General features: G+C 61.6%; 27 protein-coding genes and 1 tRNA gene. 13 read left to right on the forward strand and 15 right to left on the reverse strand.

The window, feature by feature from the left end:
• Positions 1 to 14 precede the first annotated feature (14 nt).
• Positions 15 to 1,046, forward strand: a complete 1,032-nt coding sequence (locus RIF72_RS01605) for a pirin family protein (protein ID WP_309073146.1) — start codon at positions 15 to 17, stop codon at positions 1,044 to 1,046.
• An 11-nt stretch (positions 1,047 to 1,057) separates the two neighbouring features.
• Here the strand turns inward: RIF72_RS01605 and RIF72_RS01610 are convergent, their stop codons facing one another.
• Entirely contained in the window at positions 1,058 to 1,993 is a 936-nt protein-coding gene (locus RIF72_RS01610) for a BadF/BadG/BcrA/BcrD ATPase family protein (RefSeq protein ID WP_309073147.1), read from the reverse strand.
• A gap of 41 nt (positions 1,994 to 2,034) precedes the next feature.
• On the opposite strand from RIF72_RS01610, the gene RIF72_RS01615 reads away from it, so the two are divergent.
• Positions 2,035 to 3,066, forward strand: a complete 1,032-nt coding sequence (locus tag RIF72_RS01615; RefSeq protein WP_309073148.1) for a nitronate monooxygenase — start codon at positions 2,035 to 2,037, stop codon at positions 3,064 to 3,066.
• Here the strand turns inward: RIF72_RS01615 and RIF72_RS01620 are convergent.
• Positions 3,041 to 4,015: a LysR family transcriptional regulator gene (locus tag RIF72_RS01620; RefSeq protein ID WP_309073149.1), complete on the reverse strand. Its 975-nt coding sequence runs from the start codon at positions 4,013 to 4,015 to the stop codon at positions 3,041 to 3,043. The genes RIF72_RS01615 and RIF72_RS01620 overlap by 26 nt on opposite strands.
• Positions 4,016 to 4,115: 100 nt before the next feature.
• Between RIF72_RS01620 and RIF72_RS01625 the strand changes: the two genes are divergently transcribed.
• From RIF72_RS01625 to RIF72_RS01635, 3 genes are read left to right on the forward strand one after another with little or no spacing between them, the layout of a single operon-like run.
• On the forward strand, positions 4,116 to 5,345 hold the full coding sequence (locus RIF72_RS01625; RefSeq protein ID WP_309073150.1) for an MFS transporter: 1,230 nt from the start codon (positions 4,116 to 4,118) through the stop codon (positions 5,343 to 5,345).
• A 31-nt stretch (positions 5,346 to 5,376) separates the two neighbouring features.
• Positions 5,377 to 6,018 carry a TMEM175 family protein gene (locus tag RIF72_RS01630; RefSeq protein WP_309073151.1) on the forward strand — a complete coding sequence of 214 codons (642 nt, stop codon included), beginning with the start codon at positions 5,377 to 5,379 and terminating at the stop codon, positions 6,016 to 6,018.
• A gap of 54 nt (positions 6,019 to 6,072) precedes the next feature.
• Positions 6,073 to 6,579 carry an Lrp/AsnC family transcriptional regulator gene (locus RIF72_RS01635; protein WP_011775479.1) on the forward strand — a complete coding sequence of 169 codons (507 nt, stop codon included), beginning with the start codon at positions 6,073 to 6,075 and terminating at the stop codon, positions 6,577 to 6,579.
• A 40-nt stretch (positions 6,580 to 6,619) separates the two neighbouring features.
• Here RIF72_RS01635 and RIF72_RS01640 read toward each other — a convergent pair whose 3' ends face one another.
• On the reverse strand, positions 6,620 to 7,855 hold the full coding sequence (locus tag RIF72_RS01640) for an MFS transporter (RefSeq protein WP_309073152.1): 1,236 nt from the start codon (positions 7,853 to 7,855) through the stop codon (positions 6,620 to 6,622).
• Positions 7,856 to 8,012: 157 nt separating this feature from the next.
• Between RIF72_RS01640 and RIF72_RS01645 the strand changes: the two genes are divergently transcribed.
• The 3 genes from RIF72_RS01645 to corA are packed head-to-tail and all read left to right on the forward strand — an operon-like array spanning position 8,013 to position 9,997.
• Entirely contained in the window at positions 8,013 to 8,546 is a 534-nt protein-coding gene (locus RIF72_RS01645) for an Lrp/AsnC family transcriptional regulator (protein WP_309073153.1), read from the forward strand.
• A 19-nt stretch (positions 8,547 to 8,565) separates the two neighbouring features.
• The gene (locus tag RIF72_RS01650) at positions 8,566 to 8,991 is read left to right on the forward strand and encodes a DUF1761 domain-containing protein (protein ID WP_309073154.1); all 426 of its coding nucleotides are present in this window, start codon (positions 8,566 to 8,568) and stop codon (positions 8,989 to 8,991) included.
• A 10-nt stretch (positions 8,992 to 9,001) separates the two neighbouring features.
• Entirely contained in the window at positions 9,002 to 9,997 is a 996-nt protein-coding gene (gene corA / locus RIF72_RS01655; RefSeq protein WP_309073155.1) for a magnesium/cobalt transporter CorA, read from the forward strand.
• Here corA and RIF72_RS01660 read toward each other — a convergent pair whose 3' ends face one another.
• From RIF72_RS01660 to arr, 7 genes are all read right to left on the reverse strand, one after another.
• On the reverse strand, positions 9,998 to 10,528 hold the full coding sequence (locus RIF72_RS01660) for a ferritin (RefSeq protein WP_309073156.1): 531 nt from the start codon (positions 10,526 to 10,528) through the stop codon (positions 9,998 to 10,000).
• Between the two features lie 71 nt (positions 10,529 to 10,599).
• A complete protein-coding gene (gene crcB / locus RIF72_RS01665) occupies positions 10,600 to 10,971 on the reverse strand; it encodes a fluoride efflux transporter CrcB (RefSeq protein ID WP_309073157.1) in 372 nt (123 codons plus the stop codon).
• Positions 10,968 to 11,411: a CrcB family protein gene (locus RIF72_RS01670; protein WP_309073158.1), complete on the reverse strand. Its 444-nt coding sequence runs from the start codon at positions 11,409 to 11,411 to the stop codon at positions 10,968 to 10,970. Before RIF72_RS01670 ends, crcB begins: the two co-directional genes overlap by 4 nt.
• The gene (locus RIF72_RS01675) at positions 11,398 to 11,919 is read right to left on the reverse strand and encodes a universal stress protein (protein ID WP_309073159.1); all 522 of its coding nucleotides are present in this window, start codon (positions 11,917 to 11,919) and stop codon (positions 11,398 to 11,400) included. Before RIF72_RS01675 ends, RIF72_RS01670 begins: the two co-directional genes overlap by 14 nt.
• 28 nt (positions 11,920 to 11,947) lie before the next feature.
• Complete coding sequence (locus RIF72_RS01680) at positions 11,948 to 13,651, reverse strand: AarF/UbiB family protein (RefSeq protein ID WP_309073160.1); 1,704 nt, start codon at positions 13,649 to 13,651, stop codon at positions 11,948 to 11,950.
• 4 nt (positions 13,652 to 13,655) lie between these two features.
• Positions 13,656 to 14,192 (reverse strand): PadR family transcriptional regulator, encoded by a 537-nt coding sequence (locus RIF72_RS01685; protein WP_309073161.1) that lies wholly within the window; start codon positions 14,190 to 14,192, stop codon positions 13,656 to 13,658.
• A 307-nt stretch (positions 14,193 to 14,499) separates the two neighbouring features.
• Positions 14,500 to 14,910, reverse strand: a complete 411-nt coding sequence (gene arr, locus RIF72_RS01690) for an NAD(+)--rifampin ADP-ribosyltransferase (protein ID WP_309073162.1) — start codon at positions 14,908 to 14,910, stop codon at positions 14,500 to 14,502.
• A 181-nt stretch (positions 14,911 to 15,091) separates the two neighbouring features.
• Here arr and RIF72_RS01695 point away from each other — a divergent pair, with 181 nt between their 5' ends.
• Positions 15,092 to 15,313: a hypothetical protein gene (locus tag RIF72_RS01695; RefSeq protein ID WP_309073163.1), complete on the forward strand. Its 222-nt coding sequence runs from the start codon at positions 15,092 to 15,094 to the stop codon at positions 15,311 to 15,313.
• A 133-nt stretch (positions 15,314 to 15,446) separates the two neighbouring features.
• The gene (locus RIF72_RS01700; protein ID WP_309073164.1) at positions 15,447 to 15,998 is read left to right on the forward strand and encodes a hypothetical protein; all 552 of its coding nucleotides are present in this window, start codon (positions 15,447 to 15,449) and stop codon (positions 15,996 to 15,998) included.
• Between the two features lie 55 nt (positions 15,999 to 16,053).
• Here the strand turns inward: RIF72_RS01700 and RIF72_RS01705 are convergent.
• From RIF72_RS01705 to galU, 5 genes are all read right to left on the reverse strand, one after another.
• Positions 16,054 to 16,126, reverse strand: a tRNA-Ala gene (locus RIF72_RS01705).
• 37 nt (positions 16,127 to 16,163) lie between these two features.
• Positions 16,164 to 16,976 (reverse strand): NAD(P)H-binding protein, encoded by an 813-nt coding sequence (locus tag RIF72_RS01710; RefSeq protein WP_309073165.1) that lies wholly within the window; start codon positions 16,974 to 16,976, stop codon positions 16,164 to 16,166.
• A 5-nt stretch (positions 16,977 to 16,981) separates the two neighbouring features.
• Positions 16,982 to 17,872: a hypothetical protein gene (locus RIF72_RS01715; RefSeq protein ID WP_309073240.1), complete on the reverse strand. Its 891-nt coding sequence runs from the start codon at positions 17,870 to 17,872 to the stop codon at positions 16,982 to 16,984.
• Between the two features lie 145 nt (positions 17,873 to 18,017).
• Positions 18,018 to 18,629, reverse strand: a complete 612-nt coding sequence (locus tag RIF72_RS01720) for a GNAT family protein (protein WP_309073241.1) — start codon at positions 18,627 to 18,629, stop codon at positions 18,018 to 18,020.
• Between the two features lie 11 nt (positions 18,630 to 18,640).
• Positions 18,641 to 19,573: a UTP--glucose-1-phosphate uridylyltransferase GalU gene (galU, locus tag RIF72_RS01725; protein WP_243836848.1), complete on the reverse strand. Its 933-nt coding sequence runs from the start codon at positions 19,571 to 19,573 to the stop codon at positions 18,641 to 18,643.
• A gap of 101 nt (positions 19,574 to 19,674) precedes the next feature.
• On the opposite strand from galU, the gene RIF72_RS01730 reads away from it, so the two are divergent.
• From RIF72_RS01730 to RIF72_RS01740, 3 genes are all read left to right on the forward strand, one after another.
• On the forward strand, positions 19,675 to 20,289 hold the full coding sequence (locus tag RIF72_RS01730) for a 5-formyltetrahydrofolate cyclo-ligase (RefSeq protein WP_309073166.1): 615 nt from the start codon (positions 19,675 to 19,677) through the stop codon (positions 20,287 to 20,289).
• Positions 20,290 to 20,444: 155 nt separating this feature from the next.
• A complete protein-coding gene (locus tag RIF72_RS01735) occupies positions 20,445 to 20,714 on the forward strand; it encodes an FmdB family zinc ribbon protein (protein ID WP_309073167.1) in 270 nt (89 codons plus the stop codon).
• Between the two features lie 65 nt (positions 20,715 to 20,779).
• Complete coding sequence (locus RIF72_RS01740) at positions 20,780 to 21,586, forward strand: RcpC/CpaB family pilus assembly protein (protein WP_309073168.1); 807 nt, start codon at positions 20,780 to 20,782, stop codon at positions 21,584 to 21,586.
• Positions 21,587 to 21,588 lie beyond the last annotated feature (2 nt).

Here is a 21,588-nt window from a genome sequence, read left to right on the forward strand (position 1 = left end):
CAGGTGATGATCGCATGACCAATCTTGATACTTCCCCCGCACAGGAAGTCTGCCCTGCGGCGCCGGAGGGGCAAGGGCCTTGCGTTCAACTGTGGCCCGAGCGTGAGGTTCCCTTGGGTGGCGTGCGCGCCATGAACGTCATGAGGACGCTGCCCCAGCGGGGACTGCCAACTGTGGGTGCCTGGTGTTTCCTGGACAGTTTCGGGCCGGACCGGGTGGCCATGAGCGTACTTCCCCATCCCCATTGCGGACTTCAGACTGTCACGTGGCCCCTGGAAGGCGCCGTGCGGCATCGCGACAGTGTGGGTAGCGATGTAGTGGTCCGGCCCGGCGAGCTGAACATCATGACGGCTGGCCATGGCATCTCCCATTCCGAGTTCTCCGTCCTTCGGGCCACTACCGAAACGGGCTCCAGTCCGCTGGTGGAAGAAATTCCGATGTCCCGAGGACTCCAGCTGTGGGTTGCCCTTCCGGAGGAACACCGGCACCGTGCGCCGTCATTTGACCAGGTCAAGGACCTGCCGGTGGCCGTGGGCGAAGGATTTACGGCCACCGTAATGGTGGGCGAATTCGCTGGGCAGCGCTCCCCCGCCACGATGTTCAGCCCGATTGTTGGTGCCGATATCACGGGCAGCGGGTCCTTTGAATTGCCGTTGCGGCCTGATTTTGAGCACGCCGTACTGGTCCTGGATGGCCAGGTCGTGATCGACGGCCAGGACATCGAGGCTGGTCCTCTGGCCTACTTGGGGGCCGGCAGGTCCAGCCTTGCCGTCCAAGCGCAACCGGACACCCGATTCATGCTCCTCGGCGGCGAACCGTTCGGCGAAGACCTGCTCATGTGGTGGAACTTCGTGGGCAGGACGCATGAGGAAGTGGAAAAGGCCCGTGAGGAGTGGGAAGCCGAAGGATTGCTCGACGACGAAGCTGCCGCCAGCTCACGTTTCGGCTTTGTCCCCGGGCATGGTCCTGATGCAGGACCGGAGGCTGGCCGCATTCCGGCCCCGCCGCTGCCGGGCGTCAAGCTGCGGCCACGAACCCGCGGCTAGGTTCTATACGGTTAGGCCCGCTGCTCCGCTACGAGGCGCGGGACGCCGAACACGGGATCCTGTTGAAGAATGCGCACATCAGTGATACCACTTTCGGCCAGCTTGGCTTTGAACGCTTCTTGGAGCCGCCGGACGTTCATGCCAAGTCCGCTGCCGAGGATCACCGGACCGTCCAAGCCCAGTTGGCGGACGGCCTGTTCGGCGAGTTCAGCCAAGTCGCGGCCTGCTTGCTCCACGAGTGCCTGGCTTGTTTCGTCACCGGCGTCGGCAGCTTCCACTACCAACCGGGCCTGCTGCGCCCAGTAGCGGCGGCCAGTGTCCGGGGAGTGGAACAGTGCGATCAGCTTGCCGGGTTCCTCCACACCGACGGAATCCATCAGTGCACGGCTAAGTCGATCAGGCTCCAAGCCCTGGTTCATCCGGCGCAGGCTATGCCGGACGGCCTCTCGCCCCAGCCAGTAGCCGCTTCCTTCGTCCCCTAGGAGATAGCCCCAGCCACCCGCCCGGGCTTCTTCTCCGGCGTCGTTCTTTCCCCACGCGGCCGAGCCGGTCCCGGCAATTACCGCGACGCCTTTGCTCGCTCCCCCGGCCGCCAGCAGCAGGCGTGAATCGTGAACCACTGTGATGCGCGCACCTGGTGCGTGGGGTGCGATGAGGTCAACGAGCGCCTGGGCGTCTTCATCGGTATCAATCCCCCCTGCACCGGCGTACACCTGGTCAATGTGGCCGCCACCGATTTTCCCGAACAACTCAGCAAGGTTCGCCGCGGCGACCTCACGGCTAACGTTTTGGACATTGGAGCTGCCTGCACTCTCATCCCTGACCGGCGATCCGTCTTCGAACCGCACGCCGCGGGTTTTCGTGCCGCCGATGTCGAGCCCGATCACGGTGCCGTTCACGGCTTCCGGGGCGGCGTGGGAATGCTGGGCAGTGTCAGGATTGTTCACCGTGAAAGACTAGCTTGGAGCGTCTTGAGGAGAAACCGCACATGCCTGAAACCCTGTTTGGTACACCGTTTGTTGCAGCTCCCATGGCCGGGGGAACTTCCACGCCGGCGTTGGTGAAAGCAGTTCATGAGGGTGGTGGACTGGGTTTCGTTGCTGCCGGCTACAAGAGCCCTGAAGCCATGACCGCCGAAATCGCTGAAACGCGGGAACTCAATGTTCCGTTTGGCATGAACGTGTTCGTACCGGACCAAAGCCAGCTCCCGCCGGGTCCTGAAGCACGGGCACACCTTGAGGCCTACCGGGCCGAACTGGAACCCGAGGCTGCTCGTTACGGCGTGACGCTACCTCCCCTCCGGCTCGACGACGACGACGCCTGGCAGGACAAGATCGATGCCCTGGTGGCCGACCCCGTGGAGTTTGTGAGCTTCGCTTTTGGCCTCCCGGGAAAGCCTGTGGTCCAGGCCCTGCAAAAAGCAGGCAGTCGGGTCATTTCCAGTGTTACCAGTGTTGAGGAAGCTCTTGCGGCTGCGGAGGAGGGCCCCGACGCCATCGCAGTGCAGCACAGCTCCGCGGGCGGACACTCGGCAGCCTTCCTGCCTGGCCGGCGGGGACAAGCAGCCCGTACGACGGCGGAGCTGGTGGCCCAGGTGCGTGCCGCCGTCGGACTTCCACTCATCGCTGCCGGGGCCATCATGGACAACGCCACGCTGCGCGAAGTGCTGGCAGCGGGCGCCGTTGCCGCGCAGGTGGGCACCGCGTTGGTTCGCACTGACGAGAGCGGCGCACGGAAGCCGCACAAGGACGCCTTTGGTGACCCCGCCTTCGCGGAGACGGCAATAACACGGGCATTCACGGGGCGCTGGGCACGTTCGCTGGTCAATGATTTCGTCCGCGACCATCAGGACGCGCCGGAGGGTTATCCGGCGATCCACCACCTCACCAGTCCCGTCCGGGCTGCATCATCCGCCGCCGGAGATCCCCACCGCCTTAACCTGTGGGCAGGGACCGGCTGGCAGCAGGCCAGGAAAGGATCTGCGAAGGACGTGGTCAGGGAGTTCCTGAACGGGCTCTGACCAGTTCGGCGAGCAAGTCACCACCCTCGGTGACCACTAGTTCCCGGAACAGCCTGACGGCGTCCGGTTCGAAGCTCCGTTCCCGCCAGGCGATGCCGATCTGCCGGAACGCCAGGTCCGATTCGATAGCCACTTCAACGAGCCCAAGTTCGGCCTCAGGAAGAAATTGGCCGGTTCCTGAGCCGGGTCCCGCTGGTGGCAGGATGCTAAAACCGAGCCCGGCCGAGACCAACCCACGGGCAGAGGTGGACTCTTGGACTTCAAAAGCGATCCTCGGCCGGAATCCTGCTTCGCGCAGCAGCGCTTCGCCCAATGCCCGAAGACCCACTCCCTCCGGGAGGGTGATGTACGGTTCGTGCCGGAGTTCGGAGAGGGGAAGGCTGGATCTTCCAGCCAGAGGGTGCCGGTAGTGCAGCACCGCGCGCAATGGCTCACGGTACAAAGGCAGAGCACGAATACCCCGCCCCTCCGGCGCGATGGGTGCCGTCAACGCGAAATCCATGTCCCCGTTAGCCAGCTGCCTCAGGCAATCGTCGCGTGGACCCTGCCAGAGTTCGAACACAGTGTGCGGGTGGTGTGCGCGGAAGGCGCTGATGAGCAAGGGAAGGGTGGCTTCACCGAAGGTGTGTTGGAACGAAACCCCGATCCTGCCCCTCACAACGTCAGATTCGTGCCGCACCCTGTCCAGCCCGGCTTGGAAGTCCTCCAGCGCTGCTTCGATGTAGGGCAGCAGCGTCCGCGCGGCCGGTGTCAGGCGAATGCCACGACCCTCGCGGATCAGCAGGTCCATCCCCACGATGGCGCTGGCCCGTGCAACGGCCCTGCTCACTGTCGACTGTGGAACGCCGAGGATCTCGGCTGTTTCAGTCATGTGTTCCGTCCGGCCAAGTTCCGCCAAGACAGGCAGCAGAGGGAGTAGTTGAACGAGCTGTTGGTGATCGGGTTCCATAAAGCTCCATTATTGGCAGGATCAATTCATGCGCTATTGCATCAATCCTAAGTGACCTATGCATTGGAACATGGTGTCCACCCAGCCCTAATCTGGCTCGGTGAGCAAAGCAACCTTCAAGCCCAGCACCGACTCCTGGGAGGGACACGCCAAAGGATCCCGCGGTTATAGTCGCGTCCTGGCCGCTTTGGCGCTTGCCGGGGTTGCGACCTTCGCGCAGTTGTACTCCACGCAGGCCGTACTTCCACTCATGGCCGCGGACCTCCGGATCACGGCGGCCGAAGCGGCCTTGAGCATTTCCCTCGCCACTGTGGGCTTGGCAGTCACTGTGCTGCCGTGGTCCTTTGTGGCCGACAGGATTGGCCGGGTCCGCGCCATGGCCATCGGCATCGCCGTCGCCACGCTCTTAGGGTTGCTGGTGCCCCTGGCACCCACGGTCCCCGTGCTGTTGGGGCTCCGAACCTTGGAAGGCATGGCCCTGGGCGGAATCCCGGCCATCGCCATCGCCTACCTCAATGAGGAAGTTACCAAGATCCATACCGCCCTCGCCGCTGGAACCTACGTTGCCGGAACAACCTTGGGTGGCTTGGCCGGGCGTTTGGTCGCCGGACCAGTTGGAGAACTTTGGGGGTGGCGCACCGCGGCTCTGGCTGTTTCCCTACTGGCCACAGTTTCAGCCGTCTTGTTCCTGGTTCTTGTTCCGAAGCAACGCCGGTTCAGCCCGGCCCCGCCCTTGGGATTTCGCGGAGCCCTCCGAACCCTCGGCCGGCACTCGAGCAATCCCAGACTGCTATCGCTGTACTTACAGGCTTTTCTGCTTATGGGTGGCTTTGTTGCCGTTTACAACTACCTCGGATTCCGACTGCATGCCGAACCTTTTGGACTCCCTGCCACCGTGGTCAGCCTCATTTTCCTGGCGTACTTATCCGGGACCGTCAGCTCACGATGGGCCGCGGGGTTGACCACCAGGTTCGGCCGGCGGAACGTCCTGCTGGCAGGGATCGCCATCATGTCGGCAGGTTTGGCCATGACGTTGGCGGAAAACCTCGCAGCTACCCTTGCCGGACTGGTGATCTTCACTGGCGGCTTCTTCGCCGCCCATAGCGTTGGTTCAGGGTGGACGGGAGCTATCGCAACCACAGGCCGGGCGCAAGCCGCGTCCCTGTACAACCTGTCCTACTACCTCGGTTCCAGCGTCATTGGTTGGGCCGGCGGCCTTGCCTTTCAGGCGTTTGGGTGGCCGGCTTTGGCGTTGAGCGTCATCGCACTGTCATGCACGACGGCGGTAGTCACCGTGATAGTGCACCGCCCACGGCTAAGTTCCCGCTGATTTCAGCCGGGCTGCCCCTACAATCGGAGGCATGACACAGGTCACGAAAAGCCGGGAGCTGTCGTCGCCGGAGCGTTTGCAGGCGTTTACGGATGCCGTGGTGGCGATTGCTTTAACGTTGTTGATCCTGCCGCTCATGGAGAGTGTGGGTGAACTGGCAGACCACGACGGCACTACGGCTGAGTGGTTGGCAGAAGAACAGTACGCTCTGCTCGGCTTTGTCCTAAGCTTCATCCTGATTGCAGTTTTCTGGGTACACCACCACAAGCTGTTCCGCAGCGTCAAGCGCGTGGACTCGGGCTTGTTGTGGCTGACCGTGGCATGGATGTTCACCATTGTGGTGATGCCCGTGGCCACATCACTGTCCACCCAGATGGAGTCTGACTGGGCGCAGCCCCTCGTCTACATTGGAACCCTCTTCGCCACCAGCCTCATGCTCCTTTTGGCCCGCGCCTATTTGCGGTCCCACCCGGATCTCCACACCATGGATAACGCTGATGTGGTGTCAGGCATCCGAGCGAGCGGCATCGTTTCCGGGCTTTTCCTGTTGGCGCTTGTTCTGGCCCTGATCATTCCCGGGGTAGGAAACTGGCCGCTGCTGGCGATGCTGCTCAGTGAGCCTCTCCAACGACTGGATCGACGGCGGGCCCGCCGACGCCCCGCCAAATCATAGTCAGCTGAAGATTTCACGGATTAGGATGGACAGAAGGCAATTTCAGGAGGATCCGTGAGCAACCCCACGAAGAATGTTCGGTCAAGTACGGGCAGCGCAGAGCCGCTCGACGCGATCGATGAACGAATCCTCGCGGCGTTGGTGGACGACGCCCGGATCTCCAACAAGCAGCTGGCTGAACTTGTAGGAATCGCCCCCTCCACTGCCTTGATGCGCACCAGGGCGCTCTCCGAACGCGGAATCATTGAGGGATTTGAAGCGGTCTTGAGCCTGCCGGCGATCGGCCGTTCAGTTCAGGCCCTCATTGCCGTCCGCCTCCGCGCCCATGACCGTGACCAAATCGACCGCTTCACGGCGCGTGTCCCCAAGCTCCCGGCCGTCATTTCCACTTTCCACACCACAGGTTCAGTGGACTACCTGCTGCACATCGCCGTCGCAAACACGGACGACCTCCGCAACTGGCTCCTGGACAACCTCGCTACCGATCCCGTGGTGGGTCACACGGAAACCACCATGGTGTTCCAGCACATTCCCGGCAACCGGGGACCGTTGCCCGAATAAGCGGAGCATCTCAGCAGCGGGTCAATGACAACGCAGCTGGTCAGGAACGCAAGGCGCTTCGAAGGGACACGGCCGCAAGCGACAAAGCAGCCAATCCGCACAAAGCAGTGAAACCCACGACGGCGGGCTGCAGGCCGAACACCGAGACAGCCAGTCCCAGCCCTATCACCGGGACAGCGCTCCCCAGGTACGTGATGACGTAGACGGTGCTGATGACTTGGGCGTGTCGGGCGGCTTCCACTATCCCGGCAACCTCATTGAACACCTGCCGGAAAGCGATGCCTTGTCCCACTCCCGCGGTGATGCTGGCAGCCACCAGCAACCAAGGGCTGGACCATGCTGCGGCGGCTCCCACCAGAACAACCGAGACCCCCAGCACGGCAAGTGCCACGGGGACAACGAAGCGGCCCCGCGCACCCAGCAGTTGGCTCAGGGCTGAAGCACCCAACGTGACGCCGGCCAGCAGTCCGATCAGCGGCCTGGAATCGGCGTGGACAACGCTGGCGAAATACCCGGGCGCCAGGGACAGGCAGAAGCCGAACACTGCGAAACTCAGGAACCCGGTGGCCGCAGCCATCCAGAACGCTCCGCGGGCATGGTGGGAGATGGACGGCTTCCGAGGGGCAAGGACCTTGAGTGGCTTTACTCCCTCCGCCGGCGCGATGGCTGGCCTGGCTTTCAGCAGCCACAAAGGAATGAGGGCAGCCGCCAATACCGCGGAGTGCACATAATACGGAGTGCGTGTGGGGTCCGGCAGGAGCGACAAGACACCACCGATTGCAGGACCCGCCGCCACGCCGCCAGCAGAGGAAAGCAGCGTAAAGCGGGACGCCCAGTCGGGCCGCTGGGGCAGCAGTTCGCGCAATGCAGCTGAACTGGCTCCCGTGGCTAGTCCAACCGCCACGCCTTGCAGCGCCCGCCCCAGGGACAACGTGAGGAGAGCGTCTGCATTCGCGAAGATGACACCTCCCACCAAACCGACGACGACAGCGAGCACCAGCGCTGCCCTCCGCCCGATGTGGTCCGACCAATGGCCCGCCACCATGAGAACCGCTACGAGTGCGAGGACGTAGCTGGAGAACGCAACCGTCACGCCGAGCGAAGACATGCCGATCCTGGCTTGCAGCAAGGGGTACAAAGGCGTGGCAAGGTTGGCGCCGACCAGCAGTGTAAAAATTACGACCCCCGCCAGGACCAACCTGGCAGTGGTGGAGGCATCCCATCCCCAGCGTTCGACGGTAGCCGGACGCATGCGGAGTTCGCTCAAGACAGTCATTTTCCATGCCTTCGGACTCGGTGGCCGGGCTGTTCGGTTCCTTGCGGGAACCGAACAGCCAGCTATGTAGTGATGGCAATAGAATGCAGTAGCACTGATCTTTGCGGACTATCAAAATGTAAGAATTGAGCAAAACACTCAAAGTAGTCCGAACAAAATGAGCTGGAGTGACCATTTGAACACCCTTGACCCCCTGGACCTGAAGATCCTCTTGGAACTGATCAAGGATCCGCGCATCCAGATCGCCGAGTTAAGCGATGAATTGGGCATAGCTCGCAATACGGCCCAAAGCAGGATCAAGCGCCTTCTCCGTTCCGGCGTGCTGCAGGCCGCTGGGCGGGAGGTCGACCTCGAAAAGGTGGGGTACGACGTCGTCGCCTTCGTCACGATTGAAGTCACCCACCGGGAACTCGACGGCGTCATCGGCGCCTTGCGCCTGATCCCCCAAGTGTTGGAGGTCCATGAAATCTCCGGCCGCGGCGATCTGTGGTGCCGGGTAGTGGCAACGGATACACACAACCTGCAGTCAGCTTTGCGGTCAGTGCTTCGCACCAAAGGAGTCATCAGGACCGAAACAGTACTTGCCCTGCACACCCATATCCCCTACCGCACTGAGCCACTCATCGGGAGAATGGCTGCGGCACCAACACGGTCAAAGCAAGAAGGCCGGAGCGCAAGCTCAGAGGCCTGAACGCACTAGGCTTTTAGGCATGGATTGGCTCTCACACATCTCCCAAATCAACTGGCTCGCCGTACTTCTGGCCTTCGTTTCGAGCATGGTGATCGGATTCGTCTGGTACATGCCGGCTGTACTTGGTCGGAAGTGGATGCAGGCAATCGGCAAGACTGAAGAGGACCTCAAGAACATCGAAGGCGGCGCAGGCATTTGGGTTCCCATGATGGCGGCGGCGGCTGTGACCAGCATCCTCCTCGCTATCCTCATCAGCGCGCTGGACCTCAACACCTTCCTTGCCGGCGGGATTTTCGCGCTGATCCTCGCCGTGGTGTTCCGCGCGGGCGGGCACGTCATTCATAACGGCTTCGCAGGCCGCCCGGCGGCTGTAACCGCTATCGACTCCGGTCACGACATCGTGGCGATGACCCTCGCGGGCGCCATCATCGGAGCCATGCAGTAGCGTTCAAACAGTGACCATCATCGACAACGCCGTATATGTAGACGGCGTCCGCAGTGCCACCCCGCGCACCCTCGAACAGACCTTTGAGACGTTGGCGGAACATGGCGGCATGGCTTGGATTGGCCTGTACCGACCCACCCAAGAGGAGATGGCCGCCGTCGCCCAGGAGTTCGGGCTTCACGAACTCGCGGTGGAAGACGCCGTCTCGGCGCACCAGCGACCCAAACTTGAGCGCTACGACCACAACCTGTTCACAGTACTGCGGCCGGCCCGCTACCTGGACGAAACCGAAACGGTGGAGTTCGGCGAGCTCCACGTCTTCACGGGACCGAACTTTGTGGTGACCATCCGGCATGCCGAAACCGGTGGCGTGGCCCGTGTGCGCAAGCGGCTTGAGGGGCGCCCGGACCTCCTCCGCCACGGCCCGGAGGCGGTCCTGTACGCCCTCCTGGACCAAGTGGTGGACGACTACGCTCCGGTGGTCGCGGGCCTGGAAAATGACATCGACGAGATTGAAGACCAGCTCTTCAGCGGTGACAGCGCCGTTTCACGCCGTATTTATGAGCTCGCCCGCGAAGTGATTCAGTTCCAGCGCGCCATTCATCCCCTTCCGGACATGATGGTGCTTCTGGAGAAGGGCTTCGAAAAGTACGGAGTGGACATTGAGCTCCAACGTTCCCTCCGTGATGTCGAGGACCACGTCCAACGCGTGATCTCCAGGGCCAACTCGTTCCGGGATCTCCTCCAGAACGCCCTCACCCTTGACGGAACGCTGACCGCCAACCGCCAGAACGAGGCCAGCGCCGCCCAAAACGAGCAGGTCAAGAAGATCTCCTCCTGGGCGGCCATCCTCTTCGCTCCATCCTTCGTAGCCGGCGTCTACGGAATGAACTTCGACCATATGCCCGAGCTGCATTGGGACTTCGGCTATCCTCTGGCTGTTGGACTCATGTTCGGCGCCGCACTGCTCATGTATGTCATCTTCAAACGCAAAGGCTGGTTGTGACTAGATGACCCCGCCGGCGGCCGCTGGTGCGCTTGAGTCGTGTCCGCCGTCGCCTACCGTTTCGCGGGCGACGTAGTTCTCGATGTCGAAGAGGTTCTCTGCACGTTCAGTGATGTTCAGCAACGTGGTCATTGAGGCAACTTCCTCCACCTGTTCCTTAAGGAACCACAGCATGAACTGCTCACCCAAAGCATCGCCCTCTGCGCGGGCAACGCGGAACATCTCCTCAATGCTCCGGGTGACTTCCTTCTCCTGCTCCAGGGCGAGGGCAATGGGCTCTTTGGCGTTGCTAAAGTTATTGCGCACCGGGGCGATACCCGGGATCTCCACGTGAACGTTGCGGTCCAGCATGTACTGGACCATCATCATGGCGTGGTTACGCTCTTCGAGGGACTGACGATAGAAGTGACGGGCCAGCTGAGGCAAGTCTTCACCATCAAAATACACAGCTACTGCGATGTATTGCTGGGAGGCCGCAAACTCATTGGCGACCTGGGCGGACAACAGCTCATTGAAAGTCTTCTTAGCCATGGCTCGATCCTACAGCCGGGCCATGACACTTTCGTGGGTGAGGTTCACCACGCCTGAAGCCATATAAATGCTCAAGTCAGCAACAGGCCGATCCCCACTCCCGCCGCTGCAGCAAGAACGCTTGCCGCCATGGATCCCACGCCGTTGATGAGCGCCAGGCCCGTCCTGCCACTTTGGATCAGCCGGATGGTCTCCAGGCTTGCAGTACTGAACGTGGTGTATCCACCCAGGAAGCCTGTTCCCACGATTAAGAACAGGGACTCAGATGCTTGGCCCCGCAGCAGCAATCCGGCAAGGAGCCCGAGCACCAAGGAACCTGAGACATTGATCAGGATAGTTCCCCACGGGAGTGCCGTCTTGAGGCGTTGCCTGAGCAAACCGTCCACAACAAACCTGGCCGCTGCGCCTACTCCGCCCGCAAGCGCAAGAAGTAGGACCGTCACGATTTACGTCTTGTTGTACGCCGATGATGCCAGGCGCCCAACCATATTCCCGCAGTAGTGGCTGCGGCTCCACCGAGCAGGCTGGCTGCCAGATATCCGGCAGCTCCAGGTGCCCCACCCACCGCAAATAAGTGAACCGCGTCCAAAGCGAGGGTGCTGTAGGTGGTGTAAGCGCCCAGGAACCCCGTCCCCAAGGCAAGCCGCAAAACCCGGCGGCCACCGACGTCGGGCCCTCTGCGGGAGAGTCCTTCAAGTAATGCGCCCAGTGCCAACGCGCCGGAAAGATTGATGACCAGGATGGGAAGCGGCCAAGCATTTGGCGCCGGTATCACCAGTCCAAGCCCGTACCTGGCGAGCGCTCCGAACACCCCGCCGGCTGCCACTATGCCGATAAAGCCCCACTGGAAGTGGAGTGGTTTTGTTGCCTCAGTCGTCGTCATCGTCGTCCGGGACCCTGGGGTTCACGGGGACAACGAGCACTGGCAAATCTTGGCGGTGGAACAGATGCCGGGCCACGGAACCCGCCGTTAGCTCCTTGAGTGCGGCCGTCAGTTTACGCTCCCGCGTACCCACCACGATCATGGAGGCTCCGATATCCCCGGCCTCACGCGCCAAAGCACGCGCAGGCTCCCCCGCGAGCGGCACGATGGACCACTCGACGTCCACGCCGGCCAGTTGGTGGGCAATGGTCGCCTTCAGTGATTGTGGAAACCCCTGGGCTACAGCAACGCCATCCGGATCGATCGGGGCAGCCGGCCCTCCCGTTGTTCCATCCACGGGATACACCGTGACATCCGCATATGCGCAGACCAGCGGAAGACCTGCATTGGCGGCCACCTGTGCCGCCTGCTCCACCACAATGGCGTGTTGCCCGGGCATCACCCCCACCAGGATGGGGCCGGACATTTTGCCGGAGGCCTCGGGACTTGGGGCTGGGGTCTCAGTCACAGGGTCATTCTACGACGACGAAGTTGGCTCACAGGTGACCCCGGCCTGACCACAAGCCGTAGAGCAATGGAACCACCGACCCGATCATGAGCACGTTGCCGAGCACCCAGTCGTCTGCCCGAATCACTGATCCAGCCACCAGCATCGCCCCGAAGATCAGCGTACCCACTGCTCGATTTACCAAGCCGATCATGCGTGCCATTTGTCGTTCCAGGCGCCGGTTGGATACCTGCAGCGATCCGTCTTCCAGTTTGCTGACCAGCGCATCGAGCCGCTTCGGCAGGCGCAAGGCGACCGCGGCGGCGTCGAACACCTGTGCAGCGACGTCGTTGACGAGATTGCCGCGCTCATCACGCAGCAATTGTGCCGCATACGGTTCCACCGAATCCCACAAGTTGAAGCGGGTGTCCAGCGAACTGCACACACCCGAGGTCAGCGACATTGCGCGGATGATGAGCAGGAAATTCTCCGGCAACTGAAACGGAAGTGACCTGATCACGTTGCCGAACTCCGCACCAAAGTCACGGAACTCCCGCGGATCCACATCGCGAAGTTCAGCGAAGCCCATACCGCCAAAGCGCGCGAACAGCTGCGTCATGGCCCGCTCCAGCTCGGCAGTATCCGCCGAGGGCATCAAGACGCCTACGTCGCTGATAGCGGCCACGAGGCCCTTTCCATCCCGGGCGGCAGCCGCGATCAGGAGTTTACGCAGTCCACTCCTGGTCCTGGCAGGAACCTCGCCCATCATCCCGAAATCGATGAATGTCAGTTTCCATGGATGTTCAGCTGAACCGGAATACGGTGTGACAAAGATGTTGCCGGGGTGCGGATCGGCGTGAAAGAAACCGTTAGTGAACAACTGGTCAAACATCACTGAAGCGAAAATAGGGGCAACGGAGGCAGGATCAATCCCCGCCATGCGCAGCGACACCGCATCCGTAATCTTGATGGCTGTGACATCTTCCAAGGTGAGCACGCGGCGAGTGGTCCGTTCCCAGACCACTCCCGGCACCGTTACCCGGGCGTCGTTGACGAAGTCAGCAGCAAACCGCTCTGAATTTGCGGCCTCATTGAGGTAGTCGATTTCCTCCAGACTGGTCTGTGCGAACTCTTTGATGAGGGCGGGCACATCAGCACGGTTTGAGACGATACGGATGCGGCTAAGCCAGCCACCCACTCTCCTCAGGGCAGCGAGGTCGACGTCCACGATGGTATCGATGCCGGGTCTCTGCACTTTGAAAACCACGCTGCTGAGGCCAGTGTCTTCGGCGTTGCCGGGGAGCAACTTCGCCCGGTGGGCCTGCCCGAGTGACGCGGCTGCGATCGGCGTTTCCTCGATCGAAGCGAACACTGCCTCCAAAGGCGCACCCAGTTCAGCCTCAGCAAGCGCGCGGATGGCCGGGAAGGGAACCGGCGGCACCTCGTCCTGAAGGCCCTCCAATTCGGCAGTTATCTCCGGCGGGAGTACATCGAGCCTGGACGACATGAACTGGCCCACCTTGATCATCAAGCCGCCAAGCTCCACCGCAAGACCATGGAAGCGTTGGGCGAAGCGCCGCATCCTTTGCGCCCGGTTGCGTTCAGTCAGTCGGCGCAGCCCGACTCGAGGCAGGAACAGCTCAAACCACCAGGTGACCAGCAGATGCCAAGCGGCAAACCGTAAGATTCGACGATACCGGGCCCGGGCTTCACCGGCCAAGGGATCCGTCCGGTCGCGTCGAACCGACGTCACCCCTTCAGTCCTGGGCGAGGATCGAGTACAGCCGACGGCGTGCGTCTTCCAGCACCGTCACAGCTTCCTGCACCTGCTTCGGCGTTCCAGTGCGCCCCACCTGGGCCGCTGCCTGAGCAAGCTCAACCCCTGCCTTGGGCAGTGCGCCGAACCCGGGAGCGTTGCCAGCGGACTCCCAAGGCGCTGCTGTTTCGGCACTTGCAACGTCCTCGCGGCCAGCTTCAGTGAGGGAGTAGATTTTGCGGCCATTTGATTCCTCAGTGCTGACAAAACCCTCGTCTGCCAGCAACTGGAGGGTCGGGTAGACGGAGCCGGCGCTCGGCTTCCAGCTTCCACCGCTCCGCTCTTCGATTTCACGGATGATCTGATAGCCGTGCATTGGCCGCTCAGCGAGGAGGGCAAGGATGGCTGTCCTCAACTCGCCCCGTCCAGCCCGGGTGCCTGAGCGCTTCTCGAAACGGGACCGGAACTCCTCCACGGCCTGCCACATGCCGTCCAAGTTGTTTCCCATAAATCCGTTTGCAGGGAATGAATTGTGCATCAGGCTCACCTCGGTATGTCGCGAACGATACTGAACGATAGTTAACGATATACATGCCGGGTCCCTGAAAACAATGGCAGGTCTCTTTGCGCAGGGCCGGACAGCACTTCTGGGTGATGCCGTCCGGCCCCTGCCGCGGATCCTTGGGCAGCCCCGGCCAACGAGGGGGGTCACTGACCGTTGCGGGGATCCGCTGGGTCCAGTAAAGACGAGCCATCAAGCAGGCACACGAGTAGTTGGTACTCGTCTTTTTCTGCTCCCCCGGGCGGTCACTACCTACCTTGAGCGCTGGATTCGAGCAAAGCCGTCAATTGATGATTTCACTGCGGTCGTCCGCAGCGATGGCCGCCAGTCGCTCTCGCCACTCCTGCAGAGCTTGGGGAGCCAGGCGAGTCCAGTCGGTCACTTCACCAATGACACTGAGCGGGGCGCTGCTGCGGAAGGACCGGGTGGGATTGCCCGGAAATTTCTTGTCGGTCACGTTCGGGTCGTCCTCGAACGCTCCGGTGGGTTCAACGGCATAGACGCGCGGCTCCCCGTCACCAGCCGCGAGCTCGGCAGCCAGCCCCGCACCGTCCCGGAGAGCGGTGAAGTAGATATGGTTCATCACCACCTCAGGCCTGTAGTTCGACCTGAAGCCTGGTCTCAGGAGATCACCCTCCTTAAGATCGGCCTTCGTCCCGTGATAAAAGGGCCCCTCGTCCTGCGGTTGACTCACAGCTACAGCCTACTTGCACGCGCCCCACCGCCGGAGTCTTGAGGTTTTCCTGAGGAATTGTTGACCGAACACAGGATTTGTTCTTGATCCGGGCCCGGCACAGTAGTTCTTGTCAGCCAGAGAGGCTGGAAATGAACGGCCGGCCGGACCCACGGTGGCCTCCCGAAAGGACCATACTCAGATGGCCATCAGCCTCAAGACCACCTCCGGCAAAATCCTCGGAGCCCCCGGCCCGGCCAACACCGGCAACTCCGACCTGTACACCCTCACCTCCCTGACCTCGGCCAAAACCGACAACCTCAAAGTCACCACCGCGTTCCCCACCACCGCGAACAACGACTTCCAAGGCGCCACCTCCACCATCGCCTTCACCGGCACCCAACGCACCGAAACCACCAAATAAACATCACCTGACGCCCCACGAGGGTGATCCGATAGGCCCCGGGGGCCGGCCTGTTTGCCCTTCAGGCCGGTCTCCGGTCCATTTACTGATCCAATCTGCAACGTAAATTCTTTCATTCTTGAGCAGACCTTGAGTGTTCACCGAGGTCATTCCTGAGACCGCTTGGGCACACTTGGAAGCAGAACAAAAACCACGCTACGGGAACGGGACTATTCACATGCAGGGCAAGGGCATCATCTGGCAAGTACCGGCCATTCTCCTGGCCGCGGTATTCCTCTTGATGGGTATCCAGGTTTCACCCGCGCAGGCGCGATTCAATGACACCGATGTTAGTGCAATGGCGCTTACTGCCGCGCGCATACCAGCACCGGCAGCCAACACCGTGGCCGTCACCAAGAGTTGCGATTCCTTCCTCTGGTTCGCCCAAGCCAAAATCAGTGTCGGCAGCTTCCCGGCTGTTCCCTTCGCTAACTATCACGAGCTCAAGGTCATCGACCCGGACGGCGTCGTGCAATTCACCGGCGATATGAGCAAGAGCTCCGGACGTTCTTACAGCTCAGGGATCCAGAGCATTGGCAACTTGTCAGGTACATGGACGTACCAAATCCGGGGCTACTACAAGGTTCCCAACTCCACCAACGCCTGGGTCGGTCAGCCCCTCAGCGGCACGCTGAATTGCCCGTGATGGGATTGGATGGGACGCATTTCGGCGATGTGAACAATTGAGGGACGCATTTGTGTGGAGCTAAGGAGATTCGAACTCCTGACCTCTTCGATGCGAACGAAGCGCTCTACCAACTGAGCTATAGCCCCTAAACCAAGCGCAACTGCCCGGCCAGTGTTCCTTAGGCTACAAACTTTCCCTGTGCTTTTCCAACCACGACACGAATGTCTCCCTGCCATAGGGCTGATCCGAGGTCAGGTTGTGGCCGGCGCGAAGAAAGTCTCCCATCGGCCCGGGCAAAGGCAGCTCAATGATCTTGCCCCGACCGCCCAATACCGATTTCCAAGTCTCCGCCATCTTCCGCATGGTCAGGGTTTCCGGTCCCGCAATGGTCACCACAACATGCTGCTCCATATGCGGCTTGCCCCTCGATTCACCCACAGCTGCTTCCAGCAACGCCGCCGCAACATCTACCGGGGCGATCGACTGGAACCTAACGGCTTTAAACGTGGGAATAAGCCCAACCTTTGCACCGGCCGCGAAAATCTTTGCCACCAAACCGTGGAACTGCGTTGCCCGGACCACCACCGTCTTCAATGGCGACTCCGCGTATTTCCGCTCCTTGGCCGCTTTGGAGGCGTAGTAGGAAAAGGAACTCAAATCACAGTTGATGATGGACAGCGCCACAGCCTTCCGGACACCAGCCAGATGCGCTGCAGCAAGAAGCCTGCCACCGCCGTCGGCGAACTGCTTTTGGGCTTTACCGAACTGCCCTTCAAGGCAATCAATGACGACGTTGGAACCCGCCACCGCAGCTGCCAAGCCATCGCCGGAGGTGACGTCGCCGGCAAAGTACGTGGCGCCGTCGTGGTGATTCGCTGAGCCCACAGGCGGCACATTGCGGCTCAGGACCGAAACCTGGTGCCCCGCAGAAACGGCGAGTCGGACAACCTCACGACCTACCTGGCCCGTGCCACCCGCAACGCACAGCGTAGCCATCGTGGTTAGGCGCGGCGCCGCTGCAGGACATCGTCCAGGTTACTCAGAGCACTGTGGCCCTTTGCGGATGCAATTACAGCGGCTGCAACCTCAGCTTGTTCAACATTTTGCTTCAGAACAGGCTTGCCTACCGGCTTTGGTGCCTCGGGGAGATCCAAGGGCTCTGGAACTGGACGCGGCGCTTTGGCAGCAGCCACGTACGTAGGCTTCGGGACCTCGACGGGCTCCCAAGTGGCACCCTTTGAATCCTTGGCATCATCAGCGGATTTGTCTCCCGCGGCAATAGCAACGGCAAGCGCTGCCTGCCGCAGTTCCACCGCGGATAGGCGAGCAGCCTCACGGCTAGTGGCTTCGGCGTCGAAAACCGAGGTTTCCTTCGACTCCACAGCCGGTTCCTTCGGCAGGTATCGCGCAGGTGTCGGGATGGGTGAGGCCTGAGCAGCACGGCGTGCCCGGCGTTCGCGAAGGTCCCGCAGGGCCAGCTTCCGCAACGTTACGACGGCGAGCACCGCACCGATGAGCGATACAAGCGGCAACCAAACGGAACCAATTCCAAGAATTCTTAGGACCCCGGAAACTGCAGCTGTCACCAATAGGGCAAGGCCTGCCAATGCCAGCGTTAGCCGGGCATAGCGAATGGTGAACGGAATGGTGGGTACTTTCCCGAGGTAGGGCTCGGGCGCGTGGGATTCCTGGGGCGACGCCGGTGCTTTGCTGTGCATGGTCTCCATCGGTTTCTCCTGCTGAGGTGCCAAAGTCAGTACCACCCCTGCCTGCGTTTCGTCTGGTTCGTCATCAATAGCCTCTGCTGGAACACCGGCCGTTTGGACTTGCTGCCGCCTGTTCCTGAGAACGTACGGCGCCACCCAGACCATCCACAGCGCGACAGTGACCACAAGTATCACTGAGCTGCTGAGAGGGAAGTCCACATTCAAAACGGTAGAAGCAAATCGACGGGTGCGGCGGCATTGCGGCCGGTGTGTCGTCGGCGAGTCCGCAAATGATTGGAGATACGGGCAAAAAGGCCGATGACCTGCCCATTTATCCCCTGAGCCACCGTCGCAGAAGTCCCTCTGGAACTTCCTCGGAGGTCAGCGCAAAAGAGCGGTGATCAGCCCATTCGCCGTTGATGTGCAGGTAGCGCTCCCTATAGCCCTCGTCTCGGAATCCAAGCTTCTCCACTACCCTCAGACTCGCTGCGTTCTCGGGCCGGATGTTGATTTCCATACGGTGCAGTCCCAGCACCTTGAAACAGTGGTCGGTGGCCATTGCAACCGCCGTTGGAGCAATGCCGTGCCCTGCACGGTCCTTATCAACCCAATATCCGAGGGTTGCCATCATGGCTGAGCCCCAAACGATGGATGAAACCGTCAGTTGTCCGACGATTCTCGGCTCACGAAAGCCGTCTGCCCGCTCAACAATGAGGAACGGCAGAGCGGTGGACTGACGGGCTTGTTCATTCAAGGAAGCCACCATTTGGCGGTAGCTGGGGAGGCGCCCACCCGGTGCCGGGTTGGACGCCTCCCACGGCGCGAGCCACTCGCTGTTCCGCGAACGAACTTCGGACCATTCCCGCTTGTCGCGGTAACGGATAGGCCGAAGCAGCATGTCTCCGCTTTCCAGCGTCACCGGCCAGATCGCAGAGCCGTACATCATGAGTTTGTTTATTTGGGAAGAGCGGCTGTGAAGTTGGGCAGCCACTCGCGAAGCTCGGGACCCAGGTCTTCACGTTCGCAGGCAAGCTCGATGCAGGCCTTAAGGTAGCTGAGCTTGTCACCGGTGTCGTAGCGACGGCCGCGGAAGACAACACCATAGACGCCATAGCCTTCGCCCTCGCCAGCTGCCAGCACCTCGAGGGCGTCTGTCAGCTGGATCTCTCCACCGCGTCCGGGCGCAGTCTTCTCCAGGACATCAAATACAGCCGGGTGGAGGACGTAGCGCCCGATCACGGCAAGGTTGGACGGCGCCTCTTCCGGCGAAGGCTTTTCGACGAGCTGCTTGATGCGCACGTAGCCGTCCTCGCCGTTGTCCTCAACATCAGCGCAACCATAAGCGCTGATCTTGGAAGGCTCCACCTCAATGAGGGCAACCACGGAACCGCCGGTCTTCTGCTGAACCGCGATCATTTCGCTCAGCAGGTCCTCTCGGGCATCGATCAAATCATCGCCCAGCAGCACGGCAAAGGGCTCGTAGCCAACATGCTGCTTTGCACGAAGGACTGCGTGGCCGAGGCCGTTCGGGTCGCCTTGGCGGACATAGTGGATGTCGCCGAGGTTCGTGGCGGATTGAATGGCCTCAAGCTTGGCGGTGTCGCCCTTTTCAGCCAAAGTGGCTTCCAGAGCCGGTACACGGTCAAAATGGTCTTCCAGTGCGCGCTTGCTGCGCCCCGTGATCATCAGGACGTCGTGCAGGCCCACCTTGACCGCTTCTTCGACGACATACTGGATGGCGGGCTTGTCCACCACGGGCAGCATTTCCTTCGGCATCGCCTTGGTGGCGGGAAGGAACCGGGTGCCAAGGCCCGCTGCGGGGATGACGGCCTTACGGACAGCGTTGTTTTCTAGAGTCACCGGACTAATGTAACGGAAGGAACACATCAACGGCTAAACCCCTCGCCGCGCCGGGACGCACATTTCGTCTTGGGAACGGATAGCCCCCTGCTCCCAAGCGAGCAGGAAGAACCTCAGATCGGACACAGATGGCATCCAAGGAAGACATCCGCAGCAGTCGGCGGCTGCACAGGCGGACCCTCACCCCGGAGCAGATAGCAACTGCGGGCGAGTCCCTTGCGCGGCACGGGACAGCCTGGGCAGCGGAGGCCTCCCTTGGCGGCGCCGCAACCTTCGCTGTGTACCTCGGCGTGGCCTTCGAGCCGCCCACCCTCCCCCTCATCCACTCCCTGCACCAAGCCGGGCATCAAGTGCTGTTGCCTGTTTGCGAACCTGGCCGGCTATTGAGTTGGGTGTACTGGACACCTGCCACGGCCTTTGTAAGGTCCGCTTATGCGCCTATAGACGAACCGGAGGGTGAACGCTTGGAAAGCAATGTGATTGCCAAAGCTGCCGGGATCTTCATGCCCGCAACAGCGGTGGATCGGGACGGAAACCGCATTGGCCAGGGCGGCGGCTACTACGACAGACTTCTCCAAGGCCTCGATGCTGCCGGCCAGCGGCCGCCCACCATCGCGGTGGTGTACGACGACGACTTGTTGCCGTCAGGCTCCATTCCCGCCGAGGCGTTTGATCGCCCGGTGCGACAGGTCCTGACCCCGTTGGGTGTGGTCCAACTCCAGGACGGACCAGAGCCCGACTGACCGCCCCCGGCCCGGCAAGTGAGGTCCGGCACATCCGCTGGTACACCCCACAGCGACCGATGATAGAATTGGCACTCAGGCCCTGCGACTGCTAAGGCGGAATTTCTCCGCCGGTGGTGTACAGGACCTGAACTTTGTCCTGAAGGAGGAACTCAGTGCCCACATACGCATACGCCTGCAAAGACTGCGACCATGCCTTTGACATCGTCCAGTCCTTTTCTGACAGCTCCTTGACGGAGTGCCCCGAGTGCAAGGGCGCGCTACGGAAGAAGTTCAACAGCGTCGGCGTCGTCTTCAAGGGCTCCGGGTTCTACCGGACTGATTCCCGCGATGCCAAGGGCAGCACTGTTTCGGCCGCACCAGCTGCACCAGCCGCCCAGGCTGCCCCTGCAGCAGCACCGGCAACCGCAGCTGCAGCCAGCTAGAAGGTTTTCCACATAGGGCACAGGACCGCTGTTGGCGGGCCGGGGAAACTGGCTAGCGTGGCGGGATGCCACATACATCCCGCAGAGCCCTCCTTACCCGCGCCGAGCGCTCAGCAGCAGCTGCCGGTGATTGGCCGCCACTGAATCGCTCCCCTGCCCGGCCATCCCGTTCCTTGGCCGGAAACGCATCACGGTCCAGCCGACATCGTCCGAGAGATCATGGTCACCGGTGGCAGCGGGTCGGATTTGGCTCTTGGATTTCACGCAACCGCCGGTTGGCCGTTGCGCTCTTGCTGTGCGTTGCTGCCGGCATTGCAGTCCAGCAACTTACTCCTGCTTCGGAGCAGCGCGTTAGCCTCGTGGTAGCGGCGCGGGATCTCCCCACGGGCAGCAGCCTCACAGAATCTGATTTCACAAGCGTTGGAGTGCCATCCGATCTCGCAATTACCGGATCGGTGGATAGTGTCGGCCCCCTCGTTGGCCGTCAACTTGCCTCGCCCCTCCGCAGAGGACAGATACCTACAGAGGCCAGCCTGCTGGGTCCGGGACTCCTGACGGGCGCACCCGTGGGCTCTGCAGCGGTCCCCCTCCGGATGGCTGATCCCTCCTCCATCCAGCTCCTCTCGCCCGGCCAGCTGGTAACAGTGGTCCTCACGGCGGCGGGCTCCTATGACGAGGCCCGGCAGAGCCAGGTTCTTGCGGGCCCGGTGCCCGTTCTCTGGACATCGGCCCAGGGCGGCAAGCCCGGTGAATGGCTAGGAACGGGTGACACCGATGGCCTGGTGGTGGTGGCAGCCGATCCCCAACAAGCAGAAAAGCTTGCCGGCGCATCAACGCAAGGCAAGCTCTTCTTTGTTTTGGTTAGCCCTTAGTG

The sequence above is a fragment of the Paenarthrobacter sp. genome (genome assembly GCF_031180005.1).
Taxonomy (GTDB): Bacteria; Actinomycetota; Actinomycetes; order Actinomycetales; family Micrococcaceae; genus Arthrobacter.

Bases quoted from the DNA above. Each gene is read 5' to 3' on its own strand.
- RIF72_RS01605 (WP_309073146.1), top strand. From the start codon at position 15: ATGACCAATCTTGATACTTCCCCCGCACAGGAAGTCTGCCCTGCGGCG.
- RIF72_RS01615 (WP_309073148.1), top strand. From the start codon at position 2,035: ATGCCTGAAACCCTGTTTGGTACACCGTTTGTTGCAGCTCCCATGGCC.
- RIF72_RS01620 (WP_309073149.1), bottom strand. From the start codon at position 4,015: ATGGAACCCGATCACCAACAGCTCGTTCAACTACTCCCTCTGCTGCCT.
- RIF72_RS01630 (WP_309073151.1), top strand. From the start codon at position 5,377: ATGACACAGGTCACGAAAAGCCGGGAGCTGTCGTCGCCGGAGCGTTTG.
- RIF72_RS01640 (WP_309073152.1), bottom strand. From the start codon at position 7,855: ATGACTGTCTTGAGCGAACTCCGCATGCGTCCGGCTACCGTCGAACGC.
- RIF72_RS01645 (WP_309073153.1), top strand. From the start codon at position 8,013: ATGAGCTGGAGTGACCATTTGAACACCCTTGACCCCCTGGACCTGAAG.
- RIF72_RS01650 (WP_309073154.1), top strand. From the start codon at position 8,566: ATGGATTGGCTCTCACACATCTCCCAAATCAACTGGCTCGCCGTACTT.
- RIF72_RS01660 (WP_309073156.1), bottom strand. From the start codon at position 10,528: ATGGCTAAGAAGACTTTCAATGAGCTGTTGTCCGCCCAGGTCGCCAAT.
- RIF72_RS01670 (WP_309073158.1), bottom strand. From the start codon at position 11,411: ATGACGACGACTGAGGCAACAAAACCACTCCACTTCCAGTGGGGCTTT.
- RIF72_RS01685 (WP_309073161.1), bottom strand. From the start codon at position 14,192: ATGCACAATTCATTCCCTGCAAACGGATTTATGGGAAACAACTTGGAC.
- RIF72_RS01695 (WP_309073163.1), top strand. From the start codon at position 15,092: ATGGCCATCAGCCTCAAGACCACCTCCGGCAAAATCCTCGGAGCCCCC.
- RIF72_RS01710 (WP_309073165.1), bottom strand. From the start codon at position 16,976: ATGGCTACGCTGTGCGTTGCGGGTGGCACGGGCCAGGTAGGTCGTGAG.
- RIF72_RS01720 (WP_309073241.1), bottom strand. From the start codon at position 18,629: ATGTACGGCTCTGCGATCTGGCCGGTGACGCTGGAAAGCGGAGACATG.
- galU (WP_243836848.1), bottom strand. From the start codon at position 19,573: ATGTGTTCCTTCCGTTACATTAGTCCGGTGACTCTAGAAAACAACGCT.
- RIF72_RS01730 (WP_309073166.1), top strand. From the start codon at position 19,675: ATGGCATCCAAGGAAGACATCCGCAGCAGTCGGCGGCTGCACAGGCGG.
- RIF72_RS01740 (WP_309073168.1), top strand. From the start codon at position 20,780: ATGCCACATACATCCCGCAGAGCCCTCCTTACCCGCGCCGAGCGCTCA.